20 protein-coding genes are annotated in these 22,350 nt (G+C 65.6%); 18 read left to right on the top strand and 2 right to left on the bottom strand.

The features are described 5' to 3' along the window. The first annotated feature begins 15 nt into the window (after positions 1-15). The 14 genes from QTH97_RS04610 (at position 16) to QTH97_RS04545 (ending at position 14,781) form a co-directional block, all read left to right on the top strand. The gene (locus QTH97_RS04610) at positions 16-966 is read left to right on the top strand and encodes an ABC transporter permease (RefSeq protein ID WP_286566874.1); all 951 of its coding nucleotides are present in this window, start codon (positions 16-18) and stop codon (positions 964-966) included. Continuing rightward, on the top strand, positions 963-1,829 hold the full coding sequence (locus tag QTH97_RS04605) for an ABC transporter permease (RefSeq protein ID WP_286566873.1): 867 nt from the start codon (positions 963-965) through the stop codon (positions 1,827-1,829). The genes QTH97_RS04610 and QTH97_RS04605 overlap by 4 nt, the downstream gene beginning before the upstream one ends. Continuing rightward, entirely contained in the window at positions 1,826-2,869 is a 1,044-nt protein-coding gene (locus tag QTH97_RS04600) for an ABC transporter ATP-binding protein (RefSeq protein WP_286566872.1), read from the top strand. The genes QTH97_RS04605 and QTH97_RS04600 overlap by 4 nt, the downstream gene beginning before the upstream one ends. Beyond that, positions 2,866-3,855, top strand: a complete 990-nt coding sequence (locus tag QTH97_RS04595) for an ABC transporter ATP-binding protein (RefSeq protein ID WP_286566871.1) — start codon at positions 2,866-2,868, stop codon at positions 3,853-3,855. The genes QTH97_RS04600 and QTH97_RS04595 overlap by 4 nt, the downstream gene beginning before the upstream one ends. A 51-nt stretch (positions 3,856-3,906) precedes the next feature. Next, positions 3,907-5,178, top strand: a complete 1,272-nt coding sequence (locus QTH97_RS04590; protein WP_286566870.1) for an amino acid deaminase — start codon at positions 3,907-3,909, stop codon at positions 5,176-5,178. An 8-nt stretch (positions 5,179-5,186) separates the two neighbouring features. Then, entirely contained in the window at positions 5,187-6,089 is a 903-nt protein-coding gene (locus QTH97_RS04585; protein ID WP_286566869.1) for a MurR/RpiR family transcriptional regulator, read from the top strand. A gap of 2 nt (positions 6,090-6,091) precedes the next feature. Continuing rightward, positions 6,092-7,582 (top strand): N-acyl-D-amino-acid deacylase family protein, encoded by a 1,491-nt coding sequence (locus tag QTH97_RS04580; protein WP_286567104.1) that lies wholly within the window; start codon positions 6,092-6,094, stop codon positions 7,580-7,582. A gap of 166 nt (positions 7,583-7,748) precedes the next feature. Then, positions 7,749-8,726, top strand: coding sequence for a Bug family tripartite tricarboxylate transporter substrate binding protein (locus tag QTH97_RS04575; RefSeq protein WP_444813371.1), 978 nt, complete (start codon positions 7,749-7,751; stop codon positions 8,724-8,726). Beyond that, entirely contained in the window at positions 8,723-9,682 is a 960-nt protein-coding gene (locus QTH97_RS04570; protein ID WP_286566868.1) for a 2-hydroxyacid dehydrogenase, read from the top strand. The genes QTH97_RS04575 and QTH97_RS04570 overlap by 4 nt, the downstream gene beginning before the upstream one ends. Positions 9,683-9,690: 8 nt before the next feature. Then, complete coding sequence (locus QTH97_RS04565; RefSeq protein ID WP_286566867.1) at positions 9,691-10,434, top strand: FadR/GntR family transcriptional regulator; 744 nt, start codon at positions 9,691-9,693, stop codon at positions 10,432-10,434. Positions 10,435-10,522: 88 nt separating this feature from the next. Continuing rightward, positions 10,523-11,899: an ABC transporter substrate-binding protein gene (locus QTH97_RS04560; RefSeq protein ID WP_286566866.1), complete on the top strand. Its 1,377-nt coding sequence runs from the start codon at positions 10,523-10,525 to the stop codon at positions 11,897-11,899. A 19-nt stretch (positions 11,900-11,918) separates the two neighbouring features. Beyond that, positions 11,919-12,794, top strand: a complete 876-nt coding sequence (locus QTH97_RS04555) for a carbohydrate ABC transporter permease (RefSeq protein ID WP_286566865.1) — start codon at positions 11,919-11,921, stop codon at positions 12,792-12,794. A 49-nt stretch (positions 12,795-12,843) separates the two neighbouring features. Continuing rightward, on the top strand, positions 12,844-13,695 hold the full coding sequence (locus QTH97_RS04550; protein WP_286566864.1) for a carbohydrate ABC transporter permease: 852 nt from the start codon (positions 12,844-12,846) through the stop codon (positions 13,693-13,695). A gap of 15 nt (positions 13,696-13,710) precedes the next feature. After that, positions 13,711-14,781, top strand: a complete 1,071-nt coding sequence (locus tag QTH97_RS04545; protein WP_286566863.1) for an ABC transporter ATP-binding protein — start codon at positions 13,711-13,713, stop codon at positions 14,779-14,781. A gap of 48 nt (positions 14,782-14,829) precedes the next feature. Here the strand turns inward: QTH97_RS04545 and QTH97_RS04540 are convergent, their stop codons facing one another. After that, positions 14,830-16,644: a DEAD/DEAH box helicase gene (locus tag QTH97_RS04540; RefSeq protein ID WP_286566862.1), complete on the bottom strand. Its 1,815-nt coding sequence runs from the start codon at positions 16,642-16,644 to the stop codon at positions 14,830-14,832. Between the two features lie 294 nt (positions 16,645-16,938). Here QTH97_RS04540 and QTH97_RS04535 point away from each other — a divergent pair, with 294 nt between their 5' ends. From QTH97_RS04535 to QTH97_RS04520, 4 genes are all read left to right on the top strand, one after another. Then, positions 16,939-17,175 carry an AbrB/MazE/SpoVT family DNA-binding domain-containing protein gene (locus QTH97_RS04535; RefSeq protein WP_286566861.1) on the top strand — a complete coding sequence of 79 codons (237 nt, stop codon included), beginning with the start codon at positions 16,939-16,941 and terminating at the stop codon, positions 17,173-17,175. Beyond that, positions 17,162-17,593 carry a type II toxin-antitoxin system VapC family toxin gene (locus QTH97_RS04530; protein WP_286566860.1) on the top strand — a complete coding sequence of 144 codons (432 nt, stop codon included), beginning with the start codon at positions 17,162-17,164 and terminating at the stop codon, positions 17,591-17,593. The genes QTH97_RS04535 and QTH97_RS04530 overlap by 14 nt, the downstream gene beginning before the upstream one ends. A gap of 2 nt (positions 17,594-17,595) precedes the next feature. Then, the gene (gene ettA / locus QTH97_RS04525) at positions 17,596-19,257 is read left to right on the top strand and encodes an energy-dependent translational throttle protein EttA (RefSeq protein WP_286566859.1); all 1,662 of its coding nucleotides are present in this window, start codon (positions 17,596-17,598) and stop codon (positions 19,255-19,257) included. Between the two features lie 90 nt (positions 19,258-19,347). Further along, a complete protein-coding gene (locus QTH97_RS04520) occupies positions 19,348-20,652 on the top strand; it encodes a PQQ-dependent sugar dehydrogenase (protein WP_286566858.1) in 1,305 nt (434 codons plus the stop codon). Positions 20,653-20,756: 104 nt separating this feature from the next. Here the strand turns inward: QTH97_RS04520 and QTH97_RS04515 are convergent, their stop codons facing one another. Further along, entirely contained in the window at positions 20,757-22,133 is a 1,377-nt protein-coding gene (locus tag QTH97_RS04515; protein WP_286566857.1) for a TAXI family TRAP transporter solute-binding subunit, read from the bottom strand. Positions 22,134-22,350 lie beyond the last annotated feature (217 nt).

Genomic DNA, 22,350 nt, shown 5'->3' with positions numbered 1-22,350 from the left:
CTGCGAACTCTTCCCATGCTGCGTTTCTTGCTCACCCGCCTGGCGGGGGCGGTGGTGGTGCTCGCCATCGTCGCGGTGCTGGTCTTCGCGCTGACGCGCCTGGCTTCGGGCGACCCGGTCGCCCTGCTGCTCGGCGACCAGGCGACCACCGAGGACATCGCCCAGGCCCGTATCCAGTACGGACTCGACAAGCCCTTGCCGACGCAGTTCGTGCTGTGGGTGGGCGAACTGCTTCAGGGCAACCTGGGCCAGTCGCTGTTTCTCCAGCGCCCGGTGGCTCAGGCGTTGATGGAACGCGCGGAGCCGACGATGTTCCTCGCGCTGTTCGCTGTCAGCATCGCTGCGCTGATCGGCATTCCCGCCGGCATGGCGGCTGCCATCTGGCGAGGCAGCGCGGCCGACCAGGCCGTGAGTGGCGTGGCGATGCTCGGCGCCAGCATTCCGAGCTTCTGGCTCGGCCTGATCCTGATCCAGTTCTTCGCGGTCAAGCTGGGGTGGTTTCCGACCTCGGGCTATGGGGACCCCAGCGCTTCGCTGCATGAGCGGCTGCACCACTTGCTGCTGCCCGCGCTGGTGCTGGGCCTGCTGAACTCGGCGCTCATCATCCGCTTCACGCGCGCCTCGATGCTCGACATCCTCGGCGAGGACTACGTGCGCACCGCGCGCGCCAAGGGCTTGCCGGAGCGCGTGATCATGGTCAAGCACGTGCTGCGCAATGCGCTGGTGCCCATCGTCACCGTGCTGGGCCTCACGCTCGCGCTGATGATCGGCGGCACGGTGGTGACGGAAACCGTCTTCAACCTGCCTGGCGTCGGCAATCTCGTGGTGCGTGCAGTGCTGAGGCGCGACTACCCGGTGATCCAGGGCACGCTCCTGGTGATCGCCGCGATCTACGTGTTCATCAATCTCGGCGTCGACTTCATCTACACGCTGGTCGATCCGCGCATCCGGCTGGAGTCCAAATGAAAGCGGCCATCTTCTCCCTTTTCGGTGGTGCAATGCCGATCGCGCGTCGCCTTTTCTCGCGCAAGGTCGTGCTGGCCGCGGCGCTGGTGTTGCTGCTCGTGGTGGGCGTGGCGGTGATCTATCCGTGGATCTCGGATGCCGACCCGGGCGCCATCGAGATCGGCAACCGTCTGCACGCGCCATCCTGGGTCCATTGGGCCGGCACCGACGAGCTCGGCCGCGATGTCATGCTGCGCATCGTGCACGGCGCGCGCTACTCGTTGCTGATCGGCTTTGTCACCGCCGCGGGCGCCGTGCTCCTGGGCACGCTGATGGGCATGCTGGCCGGCTTCTTCCGCCGGCTCGACGCGCCGATGATGCGCGTGGTCGACGCGATGATGTCCTTCCCCGACATTCTGCTCGGCATCGCGCTGGTGTCGATCCTCGGCGTGTCGCTGTGGAACGTCATGCTCGCGCTGGTCATCGTCTACACGCCGCGCGTCGCACGCGTGGTGCGCGCCACCACGCTCGTCCTGCGCGAGTTGCTCTTCGTCGATGCGGCGCGCGCGCTCGGTGTGCGAACGCCGAGCATCCTGCGCAAGCACATCCTGCCGAACCTGATGTCGCCGATCCTCGTGCAAGTGACCTTCATCTTCGCGTACGCGATCCTGGCCGAGGCCGGGTTGTCGTTCCTGGGTGTCGGCGTGCCGCCCGACATTCCGACCTGGGGAACCATGATCGCCGGCAGCCTCGAGTACGCCGACAAGGCTTTCTGGACGATCTTCTGCCCAGGCCTCGCCATCGTGCTGACCGCGCTCTCTCTGCAGATGCTCGGCGATGGCGTGCGTGACCTGCTCGATCCCAAGCTGAGGAAGGCCGCATGAACACCCACACCCTTACGATCCCGCGCCTGGAGGTGCAAGGGCTGTCCACGTCCTTCGCCACCGAGGCAGGCCGCATCCAGAGCGTGGCCGACGTGTCCTTCGCGATCCGGCCCGGCGAAACGCTGGCGCTGGTGGGCGAATCGGGGTCGGGCAAATCCGTCACCAGCCTGACGCTGATGGGCCTGCACGCGAAGACTTCGCACGCGCAGGTGCAGGGAGAGGCGTGGTTCGTGCGTCGCGACGGCCGCCGGGTGAACCTGCTCGAAATGCCCGAGGCCGAGAAGCGCGCACTGCGCGGCAACGAGTTGGGCATGATCTTCCAGGAGCCCATGACCAGCCTCAACCCGGTGCTCACCATCGGCGAGCAGATTGCGGAGTCGGTGCGCCTGCATCTCAAGATGGATCGCAAGGCGGCATTCGCACATGCGCAGCGCATGCTGGAACTGGTGGAAATCCCGGCCGCCGCCCAGCGGGTCCATGAATATCCGCATCAGCTTTCCGGCGGCATGCGGCAGCGCGTGATGATTGCGCTGGCGATGGCATGCAACCCGACGCTGCTGATCGCCGACGAGCCGACCACCGCGCTCGACGTCACGATCCAGGCGCAGATTCTCGCGCTGATGGGCCGGCTGCAGAAGGAAACCGGCATGAGCATGCTGTTCGTCACGCACAACCTCGGCGTGGTGGCGCAGTATGCGGATGCCGTCGCCGTGATGTATGCGGGGCGCATCGTGGAGTCGGCGCGCGTGCACGATCTTTTTGCGCGGCCGGACCATCCGTACACGCGCGGCCTGCTGGCCTGCCTGCCGGGCGTGGCGCGACGTCGTGGTGCGCCCGCCGCCATGGCCGGCAAGCGGCCGCAACTGGTGGCGATTCCAGGCCAGGTTTCGAGCCCGCTCGCGCCGCCTCCGGGCTGCGCCTTCGCGCCACGTTGTTCGTTTCGCCGGGAGGTTTGCGATTCGCGGATGCCGTTGCTCGAATCGGCAGGCGGCCAGCGCATGGTGCGCTGCATCGGATACATCGAGGAGCAGGCGGCATGACGACTTCGACGCTGGCGAGCGACAACCTGCTCGAGATTCGCAACCTGCGCAAGCACTTCGGCAAGGGCAAGCATCCCGTGCGCGCGGTGGACGACGTGAGCTTCACCATCCGCAAGGGCGAGACGTTGGGCCTGGTCGGCGAATCGGGCTCGGGCAAGAGCACCATCGGCCGTCTGCTCACGCGGCTGGTCGACCCCACCGATGGTCAGATGCTGTATCGGCCGCACGGCACGGATGCAGCACCGCAGGATCTGGCGGGGCTGTCGCAATCGCAGTTCCGGCCGCTGCGCTCCAAGGTCCAGATCATTTTCCAGGACCCGTACGCCAGCCTGAATCCGCGCATGCGGATTCGCGACGTGCTGGCCGAAGCGCTCGACACCCATGGTCTGGCCAAGGGCGCGGCCCGCAAACCGCGCATCGAGCAGTTGCTGCAGCAGGTCGGCCTGCGCCCCGAACATGCGGATCGGTTTCCGCACGAGTTCTCGGGTGGACAGCGCCAGCGCATCGGCATCGCGCGTGCGCTGGCGGTGGAGCCGCAGTTCATCGTGGCCGATGAGCCGTTGTCGGCGCTGGACGTGTCGATCCAGGCGCAGGTCGTCAACCTGCTGGGAGAACTGAAGGAACAACTGGGCCTCACGCTGCTGTTCATCTCGCACGACCTCGACGTCGTGGAGTACCTGTGTGACCGCGTCGTGGTGCTGTACCTCGGCCGCGTGATGGAGGTCGCGCCGACCCATTCGCTCTACGCCCATCCGCAGCATCCGTACACCCGCGCGCTGCTGGCGGCGGCGCCCATTCCCGACCCGGCGCAGCGGCGCGTCGTGCCGCTGCTGCAGGGCGACGTGCCCAGTCCTGCAAACCCGCCTTCGGGTTGCGTCTTTCGGACGCGCTGCCCGCTCGCGGAGGACCGCTGCGCCAGTGCCGACATGCAACTTCGCGAAGTTCGGCCTGGACACTGGCATGCCTGCTGGCGTAACGACCTTTGATCTTTGCGCGGCCGTGGCCCATCATCAAGAACATCCAACAGAGGGATACACATGACAGAAGAGTTCATCCTGGACCATCGCAGCAAGAGCTATCCGCTCGAGGCCGCACCATGCCGCGCTGCCGACATCGGCCAGAAGGGATGGAACGTGCTGGCCGACGACCTGTCGTATCCGCTCGCCGTCATCCGCCGCTCGGCGCTCGCTCACAACATTGCGTGGATGCAGGCCTACGCGCGCCGCAAGGGCGTGACGCTGGCGCCGCACGGCAAGACCACCATGTCACCTGAACTCTTCGCGCAGCAGTTGGCCGGCGGTGCATGGGGCCTGACCTTCGCGACCATCTATCAACTTGCTGTCGGCGTGGAGGCGGGCGCAAGGCGCGCGATCATCGCCAACCAGGTCGTGTGCGACGCTGACCTCGACGGACTGGACATGCTGCTCGCCGGGCACAACGACCTGCGCGTCTGGTTCCTGGTCGACTCGCTTGAGCAACTGGCGCTGATCGAGGACTGGGCGCAGCGCCGTCAGTGCAGGCGCTGCTTCGACGTGCTGATCGAGATCGGCATTCCCGGCCAACGCACCGGCTGCCGCACGCTGGAAGAGGCGCTCACGCTGGCCGCTTCCATCTCGCGCTCGAACGTGGTGCAACTCGGCGGCATCGAATGCTACGAAGGCGGTCTCGCTCGCTGCGACAGTGAGCATGACGCGCGCGAGGTCACTGCGCTTGTCAACCGCGTGCTCGAGACTGCGCGTGCCTGCGATGCGGAGAACCTCTTCTGTGACGACACCGTGATGTTGACGGCCGGCGGCTCGGCGGTGTTCGACCTCGTCGTGCCGCTGCTTCGCGCGCAGGGTCTCTCGCGGCCCGTGCAGGGCGTGCTGCGTTCGGGCTGCTACATCACGCACGACAACGGCAACTACGCGCGCTTCCTGAAGCAGGTCGAGCAGCGGGAGGGGCTGGATGAATCCCTGCGCGCCGCGCTTGAAGTCTGGGCGATGGTGCAGTCGGTCCCTGAGCCAGGCCTGGCGCTGTTGACCTGCGGTCGCCGCGACATTTCCTATGATCTCGAAATGCCGATTCCGATGCGCCACGCGCCGCGCGGAGGGCGCACGGCCGTCGAGGTGCCTGCCGACTGGACGATCAGCGCGCTCAACGACCAGCATGCGTATCTGCGGTTCGACCCGAACGGCCCGGTGCCGCAGGTCGGCGACCGCGTCGCGCTGGGCATCTCGCACCCTTGCACCACCTTCGACAAGTGGCGCTGGCTCGCGCTCGTCGAGGATGACGGGGCCGTGACCGGCGCCATCAGCACGCGCTTCTAGGGCTTTCGATGAACGACTCCGCAGCCCATCTCCTGCAGCGCCTGCGTGAGCGCATGCCCGAACTGCCAGCCGCGCAGCGCAGCGTCGTGCAATGCGTGCTCGAAGACCCTCGCGCCGCCGTCGCCGCCACGGTGGAGCAACTGGCGCAGCAAGCCGGCGTCTCGATGCCGACCATCGTGCGGACCTGTCGCAGCTTCGGCTTCGAGTCGGTGCGCGAATTCATGCTGGCGCTGGCGCAGGATCTCGCGGTCACGGGCTCGTACCTGCACCGCAGCGTGCTGGCGGAAGACAGCGCGGGCGACGTCGCCAGCAAGATCATCCATGCGGCGGTATCGTCGCTGACCGAACTGGGCCGGCGTATCGACGTCGCCGTGCTCGATGAAGTCGCGAACCGGCTGGCCGCTGCCAGGCGCATCGATTGCTATTCGGTGGGTGCGGCATCCACCTTCATGGCGAGCGAACTGCAAAGCCGCTTGTTCAGGCTCGGGTGCACGTCCAATGCCATCTTCGACGCCCACCAGCAACTGGTCTCGGCCAGCACGCTGGGGCCCGACGGGGTGGCTTTCGTCATCTCGCACGTGGGGCGCATGCCCTACACGCTGGAGGCGGCGCGCTTTGCCCGATCGCAAGGTGCCACCGTGGTGGCGCTGACGCAGCCCGATACGCAACTGGCCGAGATGGCGGATCTCGTGCTTGCGGTGTCGGTGCCGCAAGACGCGGTGATGCGCGTCGGCACCGAGGCGTATCTTGCGCACCTCGTGGTGATCGAGATCCTGATGGTGCGGCTCGCCCAGAAGCTCGGCCCGGTCGCCACGCGCGGTCTGCAGCAGTTCAAGCAACTGCTGCACAAGCACGGCTTCGACAGCGCCGAGTACTCAGGCGCCACGGAGACCAACGACGAGAGGCCATGACGATGCAAGACACCCAGCCCACGCTGCTCAAGGGCGGCCAGATCGTCGACGGCAGCGACAGCCCGGGGTGGCTCGGTGACGTGCTGCTGGTCGGCGAGCGCATTGCGTCCGTGGCCGCACCCGGTGCGACGCCGCCCGAATTGCTGGCGTCCCTTCGCGATCGCGGCCCCGCGCTGGAAGTCGATTGCACTGGCCTGGTGATTGCACCCGGTTTCATCGACGTGCACACGCACGACGACGCTGCGGCCATCGAGAAGGCCGACATGCTGCCCAAGCTGTCGCAGGGCGTCACCACGGTGATCGTCGGCAACTGCGGCATCTCGCTCGCACCCGTCGTGACCGATTCGCCCGCGGCGCCGCTCTCGCTGCTGGGCCGCGGGCAGTTTCGCCATGCCACGATGCGCGCCTATGCCGACGCGGTGAATGCGGCCCGGCCTGGCGTCAATGTCGCGGCGCTGCTAGGGCACACCGCGCTGCGCATGCGCCACATGCCCGCGCTGGATCGCGCCGCCAACGAAGCCGAGCGCACTGCGATGGCAGCCGACATGCAGGAAGCCATGGATGCGGGCGCGCTTGGCCTGTCTTCAGGTGTGTTCTACGAGGAAGCCTATGCGGCCGACGTCGACGAACTTGTCGCGGTGGCCAGCGTTGCCGCGCGCAATGGCGGTGTGTATGCGACTCACATTCGAGACGAACTGGCCGGCATCCTTCCGGCCCTTCAGGAAGCCGCGCTGACCGCTCGGCAGTCCGGCCTGCCGCTCGTCATCTCGCACCACAAGTGCGCAGGCCCGGACAACTGGGGCCGCACACGCGAGACTCTGCCCCTGATCGAAGAGCTGGCGCGCGGCCAGGAGATCGGCATGGACGTGTACCCCTACACCGCCGGCTCCACGGTGCTGCGCGAGGATCTTGTGGACGGCATCATCGACATCCTCATCACCGGCAGCCAGCCGCATCCCGAGGTTGGCGGGCGCTACCTCGCGGACATCGCGGCGGAGTGGGGTGTGTCACAGAAGGAAGCCGCTGTGCGCCTGAAACCCGGGAACGCCTGTTACTTCCAGATGCGCGAGGACGACGTGCAGCGCGTGATGACGCACCCGCTCTCGATGATCGGCTCCGATGGCCTGCCGCACGATGAGCGGCCGCACCCGCGCCTGTGGGGCGCCTTTCCGCGCGTGCTTGCCAGCTACTGGCGCGAGAAGGGCTTGCTGCGGCTGGAACAAGCGATCCACAAGATGACGGGCATGTCTGCGGCGCGCTTCCGCATCGGAGAGCGAGGACTGATCAAGGCCGGCTACATGGCCGACGTGGTGCTGTTCGATCCGCTGCGCGTGAAGGACGGTGCGACCTTCGAACAGCCGCGCGAGTTGAGCGTAGGCATCGAGCGCGTGTGGGTCAACGGTGTGTTGAGCTACACCGCCAGGGACCGCGCAACAGGTGCGCGCGCGGGTCGCTTCGTGGAGCGCGCGAGGGCGCGGGCGCCGCAAGGCTGATTGCGCGGCGCGCGAAAGCGCACCCCTATCGCCATGACCTGACCATCAGGGTTTGTCCTGCCGGGCATCGAATTCAATCATCATATGATTTGAATCGACGGCGCTGCAGACTGGCGTTGTCGAGAGACGATTCGACCTCGAAGCCGGTTTAGCAGGAGACATTTCCATGCCCCATTCGATGAACGCAAGGCGCCGGCGCATGCTGCAGGGCCTGGGTGCCGCGGCGATGCTGCCCGTGGCTTTCTCGGTGAGAGCCAACGACTTCCCGACCAAGCCCGTGGAACTCGTGGTGCCGGCGTCCGCCGGTGGTGGCACCGATGCGCTTGCACGCGCCTTCTCGGAAGCCGTCAAGAAGCACTTCCCGCAGCCCATGGTCGTGAACGACAAGCCGGGCGCCAGCGGCGTGGTGGGCATGAGCGATGTGCTCAACGGCAAGCCCGACGGCTACAAGGTGAGCGTCGTGATCGCGGAGCTCGTGATTCTTCCGCACCTCGGTCTTTCGAAGTTCACCTACGCGGACTTCCAACCCGTTGCGCGGCTCAATGCCGACCCATCCGCCATCACGGTGCGCACCGAGGCGCCTTGGAACACCATCGAGGAGTTCCTGGCCGCGGCCAAGGCGAAGCCCGGTGAAATGAAGGTCGGCAATTCCGGCAACGGTTCGATCTGGCATCTCGCTGCTGCGGGCCTCGAAGACAAGACCGGCGTCAAGTTCAATCATGTGCCTTACCAAGGCGCGGCGCCCGGCGTGGTGGCGCTCCTCGGCGGCCACATCGATGCGGTCGCGGTGAGCCCTGGCGAAGTGGCGGCGCACGTACAGGGCGGCAAGCTCAAGATGCTCGCGGTCATGGCCGACCAGCGTCTGAAGGCCTTCGACAAGGTTCCGACCTTGAAGGAGCGCAACATCGACCTGTCGATCGGCACCTGGCGCGGCCTGGCCGTGCACAAGGCCACGCCGCCCGAGATCGTGACCACGCTGCGCACGGCAGCGCGCAAGGCGGCCGAGGAGCCCATGCTTCGCGAACAGCTCGAAAAGCTCAACCTCGGCTTCGCGTACCTCGATGCCGAAGCCTTCGGGCAGGCAATGCAGCGCGATCACGAATACTTCAAGCAGCTCGTGCAGAAGCTGGGGATCAAGGCATGACCGAAGCCAATACCTCCGCACGGCCGGAGCTGCTGGTCGTCGCCCCGCTGATGCCCTTTCTCATGGAAGCGCTGCGCCGCGAATACACCATCCATGACCGCATCCACGCGAGCGACCCCGCCGCGTTCGCCGGCGTCGCACCGCGCATCCGCGGCGTGGTTGCCAATGGTGAAGCCAAGGTGCCGCGCGAGCTGATCGCGCAGTTGCCGGCGCTCGAGGTGATCTCGGTGTTCGGCGTGGGCTACGACGGTGTCGACGTCGCCGCTGCGCACGAACGTGGCGTGCCCGTGACCAATACGCCCGAAGTGCTCAACGACGACGTGGCGGATCTCGCGATCGGACTGATGCTCGCCGTGGCGCGTCGCATTCCGCAGGCAGATCGCTTCGTGCGTTCGAACGAGTGGCCGAACGGACCGATTGCGCTGAGCCGCAAGGTCACGGGTGGCCGACTCGGTGTGGTGGGCATAGGCCGCATCGGCCAGGCGATCGCCGATCGCGCTGCTGCATTCAAGATGGAAATTGCCTACACGGCACGCTCCCCGCGCGCGAATCTCAACTACACGTACTACCCCGATGCGGCGTCGCTGGCGGCTGCGGTCGACTTCCTGATCGTGATCACCCCCGGCGGCGCGGGCACGCGCGGGATGATCGACGCCCGCGTGCTCAAGGCCCTCGGCCCCGATGGCTATCTCATCAACGTGGCGCGAGGCAGCGTCGTGGATCAACCGGCGCTGATCGATGCGCTGCGCGACGGCGTCATCGCAGGTGCCGGACTCGACGTGTTCGTCAACGAGCCCAACGTGCCCGAGGAGTTGCGCGCCATGCCCAACGTGGTTCTGACGCCGCATATCGGCAGCGGCACGAAGCAGACGCGCGAAGCGATGGGGCAGTTGACCTTCGACAATCTGAGAGCGCACTTTGCGGGCAAGCCCCTGCTCACGCCAGTGGACGCCTGAAGGCGCCGATGACGAAAAACATCCACGGCCGAACGCTCGACCTGCTGGGCGAAGCGATCGTGTCGCACCGCTATGCAATCGGTGCGCCGATGCCGGCCGAGCCTCTGCTTTGCGAGGAGTTCGGTGTCAGCCGGACCGTGGTGCGCGAGGCCGTGAAGTCGCTGGTGGCCAAGGGGTTGATCGTCACCGGCCCCAAGGTCGGCACCCGCGTGCTGCCGGATGACCAGTGGAACTGGTTCGACCCTGATGTCATCACCTGGCAGGCGCGAGCCGGCCTGACGCCCGAGTTCCTGCGCGACCTGCAGGATTTGCGTCGCGCGGTCGAGCCGGCAGCCGTGCGACTGGCCGCCGAACGGGCGACGGTGGAAGACATCGAGGAGATCGAAGCGGCCTATGCCGGCATGAAGCACGCCGTGGAGTTCGGCGGCGACTATGTCACTTTCGACCTGCGCTTTCATCACGGCCTGCTGCGCGCCGCGCGCAATCGCATGCTGGCGCAGATGAGCAAGGCACTGCACGCCTTGCTGCGAACGAGCTTCGAGATTTCCACCGTCAAGAAAGACGGCCCTGCGCAGTCGCTGCCCATGCATCGGGCCGTGCTCGATGCTGTGATCGCGCACAACCCGGCGCGAGCGGAGCGGGCCATCATCAAGCTCATCGACGGCGCGCGCGAGGACATCGAGGAGGTGATCGGTTCGCGCCGCCGCCTGCCGCGCCTGAGCCGTCCGCCACCGCCGCTCAAGGCCGCCTGAATTCGCCCGAGGCGGTCCACGCATTCACATTCCCAACCCTCTGCTCGTTCATCGAGCCATCCCGTTGCAAAAAAAAGGAGACAGAAGCATGAAACTCAAAGCACTCGTGATACCGACGTTGATGGCCCTGGGCCTCGCCGTCGCCGGCCAGGCATCGGCACAGGAGAAGCTCACCGTCTGGTGGGTCAAGGGCTTCTACAAGGCGGAGGACGAGGCCTTGTTCGCCGCCATCAAGAAGTTCGAGGAGAAGCACAAGGGTGTCAAGGTCGAACTGTCGCAATACCCGGTGCAGGACATGATTCCGAAGACGGTCTCCGCGCTCGATTCGGGCAGCCCTCCCGACGTCGCCTATGCCGACGTCTACGACTTCCAGGTCACGGGCAAGTGGGCCTTCGACGGCAAGCTGGAAGACATCAGCAGCGTGATCGGGCCGATGCAGGCGCGCTTCGCGCCGAACACGGTCGAGACCACTTTCCTCTACAACGACCAGACGAAGTCGAAGGCCTACTACGCCTTCCCGATCAAGCAGCAGACGATGCACATCAACTACTGGCTCGATATGCTGGCCGAGGCGGGCTTCAAGGAGTCGGACATTCCGACCACCTGGAAGGACTACTGGTCGTTCTGGTGCGAGAAGGCGCAGCCCGCCAGCCGGCAGAAGAGCGGCAAGCGCACCTTCGGCATGGGCATGCCAATGGGCGTGGATTCGAGCGATTCGTTCTACTCCTTCCTCACCTTCGCGGATGCGTACAACGTGAAGATGGTCAACGACAGCGGCAAGCTGCTGGTCGACGATCCCTCGGTGCGCGCAGGGCTGATCAGCGCCATGACCGACTACGTGACGCCTTACCAGAAGGGCTGCACGCCGCCGTCTTCCACAAGCTGGAAGGATCCGGACAACAACGTCGCCTTCCACAACAAGACGACCCTGATGACGCACAACGCGACCATCTCGCTGCCGGCCAAGTGGCTCGACGATTCGAACAACCAATCGCTCACCCCTGAGCAGCGCGAGGAAGCCAAGAAGAACTACTTCGAGCGCATCCGCACGGCGGGCTTTCCGTCCAAGCCTGACGGCAGCAAGATGGTCTACCGCACGGCCGTGAAGACCGGCGTGGTGTTCAAGGACGGCAAGAACAAGCAACGCGCCAAGGAGTTCGTGACCTTCCTGATGCAGGAAGAAAACCTCACGCCATATGTCGAAGGCTCGCTGGGCCGCTGGTTCCCGGTGACAAAGGCAGGGCAGGCGAGTCCGTTCTGGCAGGCCGATTCGCATCGCAAGTCGGTGTTCAACCAGTACGCGGCCGGCACGGTGACCTTCGAATTCACGAAGAACTACAAGTTCACCATCCTCAACAACGAGAACGTGTGGGCCAAGGCAATGAACCGGGTCGTGAGCGACAAGGTGCCGGTGGACAAGGCGGTCGACGAGATGATCGAGCGCATCAAGACGGTCGCACGTTGACCTGACGCGGCAGCCGACCATGAGTTCCACCGCAAGCGCCGTGACCGCGGCCGGCACCGCCGCGACACCTGCCATCAAACTCGGACGCTGGCAGTTCTGGGGGCGACTGATGGTCGTTCCCTACCTGCTGGTGTTCGTGATCTTCGTGCTCTACCCGGTGTGCTACGGCCTGTGGCTGGCACGCCACCCGCAGAGCTACGAGCACCTGGTCGCCGATCCGATCTTCTTCCGGTCGGTCATCAACACCATCATCTTCCTGGTCGTCGCCATCAACCTCAAGATGCTGGTGGCGCTGGTGCTGTCGGGATTCTTCGTGCAGTCGCGCTGGTGGATCAAGGTCCTCGCGGGGATTTTCATCCTGCCGTGGGCGGTGCCCTCGATTCCGACGATTCTGTCGGTGCGCTTCATGCTCAACCCGGAGTGGGGCGTGATCAACAGCACCATCTTTCACTTGACGGGGCTCGACGGTCCGAACTGGCTCAACGACCCCACGCTGGCGCTGTGTTTCGCGATGCTGATGCACATCTGGAAGTCACTGCCGTTCTGGACGCTGATCCTGGTGGCCGGCCGGCTTTCCATCCCGACCGAGCAGTACGAGGCCGCTTCGGTCGATGGCGCGAGTTCGTGGCAGAAGTTCAAGTTCATCAGTTGGCCGGCACTGCGCACCCTGTACGTCACGTCGTTGATCCTGTCGATGATCTGGACGCTCGGCGACTTCAACAGCGTCTACCTGCTGACCGGCGGCGGTCCGGCTGACCTGACGCACGTGCTCGCCACGCTGGGCATCCGGTACTTGCGGCTCGACCAGGTCGACCTGTCGATGGCTTCGATCGTGGTGGCATTGCCATTGATCCTGCCCCTCGTGTACTTCATGATGAAGAGGCTCTCGAAATGAACCCCCAAGCTCTTCACTGTGCGTGCTCGCTGTCCCGCGGGAGGGCGACATGAAGCGCTGGACCTTGAAGTCCGTCGGCACCGAGGCCAAGCTCCTGCTGATCGGCATCCCTGTCCTGCTGTGGACGATCATTCCCGTCTATCACATGGTGCTGTTTGCGATCTCGCCTCGGGGCGAGGCCACGAGCGGCCGGCTGTGGCCCAAGTCACCGACGCTGGACAACTTCAGCACCGTCTTCCATCAGAGGCACTTCTATCTGGATCACTTCTGGGTGCAACTCGGCAACTCGGTGCTGATTGCCGTCGCCGTGGGAGCGATCACGCTGTTCGTGGCGACCACCGCGGCCTTCGCGATCAGCCGCCTGCGGCTGCGGGGAGGGCGCACGGTGATGAACATGGCGCTCTTCACCTACTTCATTCCCGCGGCCTTCCTGGCGGTGCCGATGTACAAGACCATGGGCAACTACGGCCTGCTCAACAGCCAGTGGTCGCTGATCCTCGCGATGGTGACCATCGCGTCCCCGTACTGCATCTGGGTGCTCAAGCAGGCTTCCGACAAGCTGCCGTATGAATTGGACGAAGCCGCGCGCATGGACGGTGCATCGCCGCTGCAGCTTTTCCGGCTGGTGTACCTGCCGCTGATGGTGCCCTCGCTGGTCGCGGTCGGCACCTATGCGCTGCTGCTGGCGTGGAACGAATACCTCTACGCCTTCCTGCTGCTGTCGAACGATCGCAGCGTGACGCTGGCGGTGGCGCTCGGCAACTTCCTTGCGGCCGACGATTCGCCGTGGGAACTGCTGATGGCAACCGGACTGATCTATGCGCTGCCGCCCGCAGCGATCTACTACACCTTCAAGCGCTACATGGTCGGTGGCATCACGGCCGGAGCGGTCAAGAGCTAAGGGAAAGACAAAGATATGGCTTCCGTCACATTTCAGAACGTCCAGAAGTCCTACGGCAAGACTCAGATCATCGAGCGGCTTGGCTTCGAGATCGAGGATGGCGAGTTCGTCGTGCTCGTCGGGCCGTCGGGGTGCGGCAAATCCACCTTGCTGCGCATGCTGGCGGGCCTGGAGGACATCACCGGCGGCGAGATCATGATCGACGGCCGGGTGGTCAACGAACTCGAATCGAAGGACCGCGACATCGCGATGGTGTTCCAGAGCTACGCGCTATACCCGCACATGACGGTTGGCGAGAACATGGGCTTCAGCCTGCGGCTGCGCAACGCCGACAAGGGCGTGACCGAGAAGCGCGTGGCCGATGCGGCGAAGATCCTCAACCTGGACAAGCTGCTCGGCCGCTATCCGCGCGAATTGTCGGGCGGGCAGCGCCAGCGTGTCGCGATGGGGCGGGCGATCGTGCGTGATCCCAAGGTGTTCCTCTTCGACGAGCCCTTGTCCAACCTCGATGCGAAGCTGCGCGTCGCGATGCGCGCCGAGATCAAGGCCTTGCACCAGCGCCTGAAGACCACCACCGTGTATGTCACGCACGACCAGATCGAGGCCATGACCATGGCCGACCGTATCGTGGTCATGCACGACGGCGCGGTCGAGCAGATCGGAACGCCACTCGAACTCTATGACCGACCCGACAACCTCTTTGTGGCGCAGTTCATCGGCTCGCCGGCGATGAATGTCATCGAAGGGAACGTGAGGCGAAGCAACGGACGCTGCACGGTCGAGGCGCATGGTGCGATGTGGCCGGTACCTGCCGGTATGTCAGCGGAAGAGGGGAAGGCCGTGCACTACGGCGTTCGACCGGGCGACATCACGCTGTCCGACCCCGCCAATGGCGTGCCGGCCAAGGTCATCGTGGTCGAACCCACGGGAGCGGAGACCGAATTGCTGGTCGAGGTCGGGGAGGCGCAGATCACGCTGGCGGTGCACGGACGGGTCGACGCGCAGCCCGACCAGATGGTCGGCCTGGTGATCGCCAGTGAGAGCGTGCATTTGTTCGACCGGCAAAGCAGCCAGCGATTGAGCTGAAACGCAAAAGGGCGCCGAAGCGCCCTTGGTTTGCAGGATGGCCGGGTCTCAGCGGCCGAACGAGCGGCCACCGCCGCCGTATCCGCCGCCGCCGCCGTATCCGCCGCCGGAGCGACCGCCACCCGAGCGGCCGCCGCCGCCGCCGCCACCGGAACGGTTGCCGCCGTAGCCGCCACCGCCGCCACGACGACCACGGCCAGCGCCGAGGCTGTCCACGCTGGTGCGCAACGGATCGGGCTGGCCTGCACCGCCTGCGACCGCTTCAGCGCGCAGGTGCGCGACCGCATCGGCTTGTGTCGGGCTGTGGCTGTTGCCGTGATGGCGCGGCTGGCGCTCCTCGTGCGGCAGATGGTCGTGACCGTGGTGATGGTGCACGGGTGCATGGTGCGGCGCGCGCGCCGGGCCTTGCGGACCACGCGCCGGGCCTTGGCCACGCCCACCTTGGCCACGCTGACCCTGACCGCCGCCATTGGCGTTGCGGCCGCCAGGTGCGCCCTGGCCCTGGCCGTTGCCGCCGCCGCGACGCTGGCCACCGCCATTGCCGCCGCCATTGCCACCGCTGCGCTCGCCCTGGCCGGCCTTGTTCTCGCGGATGCGCTGCATCATCTCCTGACGCGCGGCCTTGGCCGCGGCCTGCATCACGTCGCGGCTCGGCGGACGGCCTGCGCCGCCCCAGATGGTCTGGCGGCCCATGGCGATCGGCTCGGCGCGTTCGCCTTCCTCGGGGCCGAAGCCGTCGATGGTCTTGACCGGGATCTGCTGCTTGGTGAAGCGCTCGATCTCCTGCATGAAGCCTTCTTCATCCAGGCAGACCAGGCTCACGGCTTCGCCGCTCGCGCCCGCGCGGCCCGTGCGGCCGATGCGGTGCACGTAGTCCTCGCTGACGTTGGGGATCTCGTAGTTCACGACGTGCGGCAGCTCGTCGATGTCGATGCCGCGTGCGGCGATGTCAGTTGCGACCAGCGCGCGGATGTCACCGCTCTTGAAGCCGGCCAGCGCCTGCGTGCGCGCGCTCTGGCTCTTGTTGCCGTGAAGCGCCATCGCTTCGATGCCGTTCTTGGTCAGGAATTCGGCCACGCTGTTGGCGCCGAACTTGGTGCGGGTGAACACCAGCACCTGGCTCCAGTTGTGCTCGTTGATGATGTGTGCGAGCAGGGCCTTCTTCTTGCCGCGGCCGACCGGGTGGATCACCTGGGTGATGCGCTGCACGGTGGTGTTGCGCGGCGTGACCTGGATGCTCTGAGGGTTCTTCAGCAGCGTGGCGGCGAGGTCGCGGATCTCGTCGCTGAAGGTGGCCGAGAACAGCAGGCTCTGCTTTTCCTTGGGGACCAGCGCGAGGATCTTCTTCACGTCATGGATGAAGCCCATGTCGAGCATGCGGTCGGCCTCGTCGAGCACCAGCATCTGCACGGTGGACAGGTCAAGCATGCCTTGCTGCTGCAGGTCGAGCAGGCGGCCGGGCGTCGCCACCAGGATGTCGACGCCGCTCTTGAGCTTGCTGATCTGCGGGTTCATGCCGACGCCGCCGAAGATCACGGTCGAGCTCAGCTGGAGGTACTTGCCGTAGGTGCGAACCGATTCCTCGACCTGGGCCGCGAGTTCACGCGTGGGGGTCAGCACCAGGGCGCGAACGCCGGTGCCGCCGAACTTGTTGGTGGCGCTGCGGCTCATCGTGAGCCTGTGCAGCAGGGGAAGGGTGAAGGCAGCGGTCTTGCCGGTGCCGGTCTGGGCGCCGCCCAGAAGATCGTGCCCCTCGAGCACCGCCGGAATGGCCTGGGCCTGGATCGGGGTGGGAGTTTCGTAGCCCTGCTCATGCACGGCTTTCAAGATGGCCGGGGCCAGCTTCAGTTCATCAAAGTTCATTGAGTTCAACAAGCGCCCTACACGGCGCAGTGGTATTCACCCGCTCGGGCGTCAAGTCGGACGTCGAGCCAGTAAGGGTGAATGAAGGTCAGGGGTGGGAGCCGGAAAACCTGCCCATACGGAGGGATAGGCCTTCTTTGTCCCCGGCAGAGAGCCGGCGCTGCGGGCAACTGGACCCGGCAACAGACCGTATTGTCGCATGAGTCGGCCCGAACCCCGAGTCGAACCCCGGGCGGGGCGTCGATGCGGTAAACTCTTACCTCGTCGGTATTACTCAGGGACCCGAAGGAAAGCATGCGGCTCACGTCCAAAGGTCAGGTCACCATCCCACAGAACATTCGTGAACTCGCGGGGCTCAAGCCCTACGACGAGGTCGAATTCGAGTACCGCAACAAGCAGATCGTGGTGCGGCCGGTCAAGCGCAAGACCTCGCCGGCCGAAGAGGCCATTGCCCTGCTGCGGGGCAGTGCGACCTCGAACCTGGAACTCTCGGCCGACGAATGGCTGGAGATGACGCGTGGCGAACGCTGAGGCGGCCGAACTGTTCCTGATCGACAGCAACGTTCTCATCGACGTCATCCATCAGGACCCCCAATGGATGGACTGGTCGGCCGCGACCATCGGCGATTGCCTGAACCGTGGCAAACTGGCGATCAACCCACTGATCTACGCCGAGGTGTCGGCGTATTTCAATTCCGACCGGGATGCCGATGCCGCGATGCCGCCGCGGCTCTACGAGCGGCTTGAACTGCCTTTCGCAGCGGCACGCAGTGCCGCAACCGCATTCCACAAGTATCGCAAGGCGGGTGGAACGCGGCCCACGTTGCTGCCTGATTTCTATATCGGCGCGCATGCCCAACTGATGGGCTGCACCCTCGTGTCGCGCGACAGCGCGCGCTACAAGACCTATTTTCCCAAGCTCAAACTCATTTCACCGAAGCAAAGATAAACATGGCCCAGTACGTCTACACCATGAACAAGGTCAGCAAGACCGTGCCGCCCAAGCGGCAGATCTTGAAGGACATTTCGCTTTCCTTTTTCCCGGGCGCCAAGATCGGCGTGCTCGGCCTGAACGGGTCCGGCAAGTCGTCGCTGCTCAAGATCATGGCCGGCATCGACAAGGAAATCGAAGGAGAGGCGCTGCCGATGCCCGGCCTCACGATCGGCTACCTGGAGCAGGAGCCCAAGCTCAATGCCGCGCACACGGTGCGCGAATCGGTCGAGGAAGCGATGGGCGCGGTCTACGCTGCCAAGGCGCGCCTTGAAGAGGTGTATGTGGCGTATGGCGCCGAGGACGCGGACTTCGACGCGCTCGCTGCCGAACAGGCCGAACTCGAAGCCATCATCGCCACCGCCGGTACGGACTCCGAGCACCAGCTCGAGATCGCCGCCGACGCGCTGCGCCTGCCGCCGTGGGAGGCCAACATCGGCGTGCTGTCCGGTGGCGAGAAGCGCCGTGTCGCGCTGTGCCGACTGCTGCTGAGCAAGCCCGACATGCTGCTGCTCGACGAGCCGACCAACCACCTGGACGCCGAATCGGTGGAATGGCTCGAAGTGTTCCTGCAGCGCTTTCCGGGTACCGTGGTGGCGATCACCCATGATCGCTACTTCCTCGACAACGCCGCCGAGTGGATTCTCGAACTGGACCGCGGCCGCGGCATTCCATGGAAGGGCAACTACAGCACCTGGCTCGAGCAGAAGGGCGAACGCCTGGCGCAAGAGCAGAAGAGCGAGGAAGCCCACGCCAAGGCCCTGAAGAAGGAACTCGAATGGTCGCGCCAGAACCCGAAGGCGCGCCAGGCCAAGAGCAAGTCGCGTCTGGCCCGCTTCGAGGAATTGAGCGATTTCGAATACCAGAAGCGCAACGAAACCCAGGAAATCTTCATTCCTGTGGCGGAGCGGCTGGGCAACCAGGTAATCGAGTTCAAGAACGTCACGAAGTCATTCGGCGATCGCGTGCTGATCGACAACCTGAGCTTCGAGATTCCTGCCGGCGCGATCGTCGGCATCATCGGCCCGAACGGCGCCGGCAAGTCGACACTGTTCAAGCTCATCGCTGGCAAGGAAACGCCCGATACCGGCGAAGTGGTGATCGGCCAGACGGTCAAGATGGCCTTCGTCGATCAGAGCCGCGACGCGCTCGGCAACGAGAAGACGGTGTGGGAAGACATCTCGAACGGCCTCGACATCATCAATGTCGGCAAGTTCCAGATGGCGAGCCGCGCCTATGCCGGCCGCTTCAACTTCAACGGTGCGGACCAGCAGAAGAAGGTCGGCACCCTGTCCGGCGGTGAACGCGGCCGGCTGCACCTGGCCAAGACGCTGATCGCGGGCGGGAACGTGCTGATGCTCGACGAACCGTCGAACGACCTGGACGTCGAGACGCTGCGTGCGCTGGAGGACGCGCTGCTCGAGTTCGCAGGCTCTGTGCTGGTCATCAGCCATGACCGCTGGTTCCTCGACCGTATCGCGACCCACATCCTGGCGGCCGAAGGCGATAGCCAGTGGACCTTCTTCAACGGCAACTACCAGGAGTACGAAGCCGACAAGAAGAAGCGTCTGGGCGAAGAAGGCGCCAAGCCGCACCGGATGCGCTTCAAGGCCCTGAAGTAGCAAGGGCTAATCCGGGCGCCGCAAGGCGCCCGCGCGGGGCAAACTCTGTCCCATTCCAGTTCGGCGCCGCGGGCGCCAGAAGGAGCGGGCATGAAAGTGACGACTCGGTGCTTTGTGGTGGCGCTGTCGCTTCTCGCGGGTTGCGGAGGCGGTGGTGGTGGCGCCAACGTGTCGGTCGCAGCGTTTGGCGTCGGCGCCACTGCGACCCCGACGCCCGCGGTCGCCCCGGCGCAGCCGATCATGAGCGTGGCGGTGCAGCCCTCCGGGGCCCCGCCTGGTTCCACGGCCCCGATGACCTTCAAGGTCACGGAGGTGGCGACCGGACTGGATGCCCCCTGGGGCCTCGCTTTCCTCCCCGATGGCCGGATGCTGATCACGCAGCGCGGCGGCCAGTTGAGGATGCGTAATGCAGATGGCTCCCCGGTCAACGGCGGTGCCGATCAGGTCAGCGGCGTTCCGGCAGTCGCCGTGATCGGGCAGGGCGGCCTGCTCGACGTCGTCGTCGACCCTGCCTTCGCAAACAACCGCCGGATCTACTTCAGCTATGCCGAGCGGGACGCGTCGAACTCGAACATCAACGGCACCGCCGTCGCACGTGCCGAGCTCGACACGATCAATCGCAGTCTCTCCAATGTCGTCGTCATCTACCGGCAATCGCCCAAGGTGGACAGCACGGCGCATTTCGGCTCGCGCCTGGTGTTCGACCGCAGCGGCTTTCTCTTCGTCACGCTGGGCGAGCGGTTGCTGGACACGCAGCGCGGCTTTGCGCAGGACCTTACGCGCGGCCACGGCAAGGTCGTGCGCATCAGTACCGACGGGGCGCCGGCGGCGGGAAATCCGTTCACGGGCACCGCGGGGGCGCAGCCGCATATCTGGAGCTACGGCCATCGCAATCCGCAGGGTGCGGCGCTGCATCCGGTGACGGGCGAGCTCTGGATCAGCGAGCACGGTCCGCAAGGCGGCGACGAGGTCAATCTGGTGCTGGCGGGCAGGAACTACGGCTGGCCGGTCATCAGCTACGGGCAGGAATACGGCACGCTCACCCAGGTCGGCGAAGGCACGGCCAAGGCGGGCATGGAGCAGCCGTTGACGTACTGGGAAAAGATCGATGGCTCCGCCTGGACGCCCGGCACGACCAAATCGTCGATCGCGCCGAGCGGAATGGCGTTCTATACCGGCGACATGCTGCCGGCCTGGAAAGGCAATCTGTTTATCGGAGCGCTGGCCGGTACGGCGTTGTGGCGGCTCACCCTCGACGGCAACACGGTGACGTCGCGTGAGCGGCTCCTTGCCGATCGCGCGGAGCGCATTCGCGACGTGCGGCAGGGTCCGGATGGTTGGCTCTACCTGCTGACGGACAGCAGCAACGGCAAGCTGCTTCGCCTGGAGAGGTGAAGCTCGCCCCCAGGCTTGCTCGCTTCGCGTAGCCGCCTATCCCCTGCCAGGGGCAACACCGGCGGCCCGGCAAGGCCGGTTCCACGGTGTTTCTGGACTTGGGGTCAGGCGGAGCGGGGCTCGATGGCGGGTGATGCGGTTGCGTCGCCGCTCGGCGATCGCGCCAGGATGCGCTTGCGGACTGCGTAGATGTTGTTGCGCAGCGCATAGAGCTCGTCCGCATAGGACAGCGGCACCGCCACCTTGTTGACCACCCGGTCCAGGTCGTCCAGTTCCTTGAGCAGCGTGTCCGTCGTGCCCTTGCCGGATTCGAGCCGGGCCTCGACATCGCGCAAGCGCGCATACCAGCGGAACACGCGACGGCGCACCCGGAACTGATAGAGGGGCGGCACCACGCGGCTCAAGGGCAGCATCAGCACCAGCAAGCCGCCCAGCACCAGCCACATCCGCTCGACCAGGTTGCTCGCCCAGAAGGGAAGGTAGCGCTGCCAGAACGGCGGCGTGCCATTGATCGCGCGATCGCCCTCGGGGCTCACCGGCAACTCGCTGGTGCGGGTATTGGGGAAATCGCGTGCGCGGTTGAACCAGCCAGCCCCGCCGTGCAGCGTCTGCGCGCTCTGCGCGAACAATTGCCGCAGGGCAGGATGCGTCTCCTCGCGCGCCAGCAACGACGTCGTCGCAGCAAGCAGCGACACGTCTTGCGACGGCAGGTCCGCCGCCAGGTCGACCACGCCGCGGGGCAAGGTCACCGGCTGCAGGAAGGCGAAGCGCCGCGAATAGGCATCGCTCTGCGGGAAATCCATCAACTGGATGTCCGGCGCGCGCAGCAGGCGCTGCACCAGCGGCGATTGCGGGGCCGAGGCCAGCACGATCACGTCGAGCAAGCCCGCCTGCAGTGCCTCGGTGGCGGGCGTCTGCTCAAGGTTGGACAACTCCAGGGTCGCCGGGTCCATGTGATTGGCGCGGAACATCCTGTCCATGATGTCGGGCACGCCGCTGCCGGGCTTGTCGACGTTGATGCGCAGCCCCTTGAACTGCGTGAGCGATGTGAGCGTGGCGGTCTTGCGGTCGACCTTGCGAGCCGCATCCGTGCGATAGAAGAACCAGAGCGGCTCGAAGAACAGGCTGCCGAGCGAGGTGAGGCCGGCTTGCTCATCCTTCACCGGATCGGCGCTGCCGCCGCGCACGAAGGCCACGTCGGCTCCGCCATTGCGCAGCAACTGCAGGTTGTCCAGGGAGCCGTCGGTCGGCTTGAGCACGACCTCGATGCCGTCGGTCTTCAATGCGGCCGCGTACCGCTTGCCGAACTCCGCATTGGCGCTGCCCGCAGGCCCTGTGGCGAGCGTCACCTGCTTGGGCGGTTGGGGCTGGAGCCACCAGTAGGCTGCGACCAGCAGTCCGATGACGAGGAAGATCACCGGTCCGGCGGAAGCGATCAAGTCACGGATAGAGAGAAGGAAAAGGCGTATGGCTTGAGGCATGCGGTGACGTGGAACGGGCTCTTTGTCTTGTTGGCGGGTGGCGCGGCAGCGGCATTTTCATTTGCTTTGGGCCGGCCCTCGTTACAAAGCGCGTGCGAACGAGGCTTGCGCGAGTGGCCTAGCAAGGCTTTGCGCAGCCGTCAATACACCCCCCCGGTTATTGATGATGGTCGTTGGGGCGCGCCCAATAGCGACACACGGCCCAGTTCATTCATCG

The sequence above is a fragment of the Variovorax gracilis genome, from assembly GCF_030317115.1.
Classification (GTDB): Bacteria; Pseudomonadota; Gammaproteobacteria; order Burkholderiales; family Burkholderiaceae_C; genus Variovorax; species Variovorax gracilis.
Note: the sequence above shows the minus strand (reverse complement) of the source record. Positions and strands in the feature narration are given on the sequence as shown.

What these genes read in the sequence shown, in the direction of transcription:
- QTH97_RS04610 (WP_286566874.1), top strand. Translation starts at nt 16, where the DNA reads ATGCTGCGTTTCTTGCTCACCCGCCTGGCGGGGGCGGTGGTGGTGCTC.
- ettA (WP_286566859.1), top strand. Translation starts at nt 17,596, where the DNA reads ATGGCCCAGTACGTCTACACCATGAACAAGGTCAGCAAGACCGTGCCG.
- QTH97_RS04570 (WP_286566868.1), top strand. Translation starts at nt 8,723, where the DNA reads ATGACCGAAGCCAATACCTCCGCACGGCCGGAGCTGCTGGTCGTCGCC.
- QTH97_RS04605 (WP_286566873.1), top strand. Translation starts at nt 963, where the DNA reads ATGAAAGCGGCCATCTTCTCCCTTTTCGGTGGTGCAATGCCGATCGCG.
- QTH97_RS04555 (WP_286566865.1), top strand. Translation starts at nt 11,919, where the DNA reads ATGAGTTCCACCGCAAGCGCCGTGACCGCGGCCGGCACCGCCGCGACA.
- QTH97_RS04520 (WP_286566858.1), top strand. Translation starts at nt 19,348, where the DNA reads ATGAAAGTGACGACTCGGTGCTTTGTGGTGGCGCTGTCGCTTCTCGCG.
- QTH97_RS04545 (WP_286566863.1), top strand. Translation starts at nt 13,711, where the DNA reads ATGGCTTCCGTCACATTTCAGAACGTCCAGAAGTCCTACGGCAAGACT.
- QTH97_RS04595 (WP_286566871.1), top strand. Translation starts at nt 2,866, where the DNA reads ATGACGACTTCGACGCTGGCGAGCGACAACCTGCTCGAGATTCGCAAC.
- QTH97_RS04535 (WP_286566861.1), top strand. Translation starts at nt 16,939, where the DNA reads ATGCGGCTCACGTCCAAAGGTCAGGTCACCATCCCACAGAACATTCGT.
- QTH97_RS04540 (WP_286566862.1), bottom strand. Translation starts at nt 16,644, where the DNA reads ATGAACTTTGATGAACTGAAGCTGGCCCCGGCCATCTTGAAAGCCGTG.
- QTH97_RS04515 (WP_286566857.1), bottom strand. Translation starts at nt 22,133, where the DNA reads ATGCCTCAAGCCATACGCCTTTTCCTTCTCTCTATCCGTGACTTGATC.
- QTH97_RS04600 (WP_286566872.1), top strand. Translation starts at nt 1,826, where the DNA reads ATGAACACCCACACCCTTACGATCCCGCGCCTGGAGGTGCAAGGGCTG.
- QTH97_RS04585 (WP_286566869.1), top strand. Translation starts at nt 5,187, where the DNA reads ATGAACGACTCCGCAGCCCATCTCCTGCAGCGCCTGCGTGAGCGCATG.
- QTH97_RS04550 (WP_286566864.1), top strand. Translation starts at nt 12,844, where the DNA reads ATGAAGCGCTGGACCTTGAAGTCCGTCGGCACCGAGGCCAAGCTCCTG.
- QTH97_RS04575 (WP_444813371.1), top strand. Translation starts at nt 7,749, where the DNA reads ATGCCCCATTCGATGAACGCAAGGCGCCGGCGCATGCTGCAGGGCCTG.
- QTH97_RS04560 (WP_286566866.1), top strand. Translation starts at nt 10,523, where the DNA reads ATGAAACTCAAAGCACTCGTGATACCGACGTTGATGGCCCTGGGCCTC.
- QTH97_RS04565 (WP_286566867.1), top strand. Translation starts at nt 9,691, where the DNA reads ATGACGAAAAACATCCACGGCCGAACGCTCGACCTGCTGGGCGAAGCG.
- QTH97_RS04580 (WP_286567104.1), top strand. Translation starts at nt 6,092, where the DNA reads ATGCAAGACACCCAGCCCACGCTGCTCAAGGGCGGCCAGATCGTCGAC.
- QTH97_RS04590 (WP_286566870.1), top strand. Translation starts at nt 3,907, where the DNA reads ATGACAGAAGAGTTCATCCTGGACCATCGCAGCAAGAGCTATCCGCTC.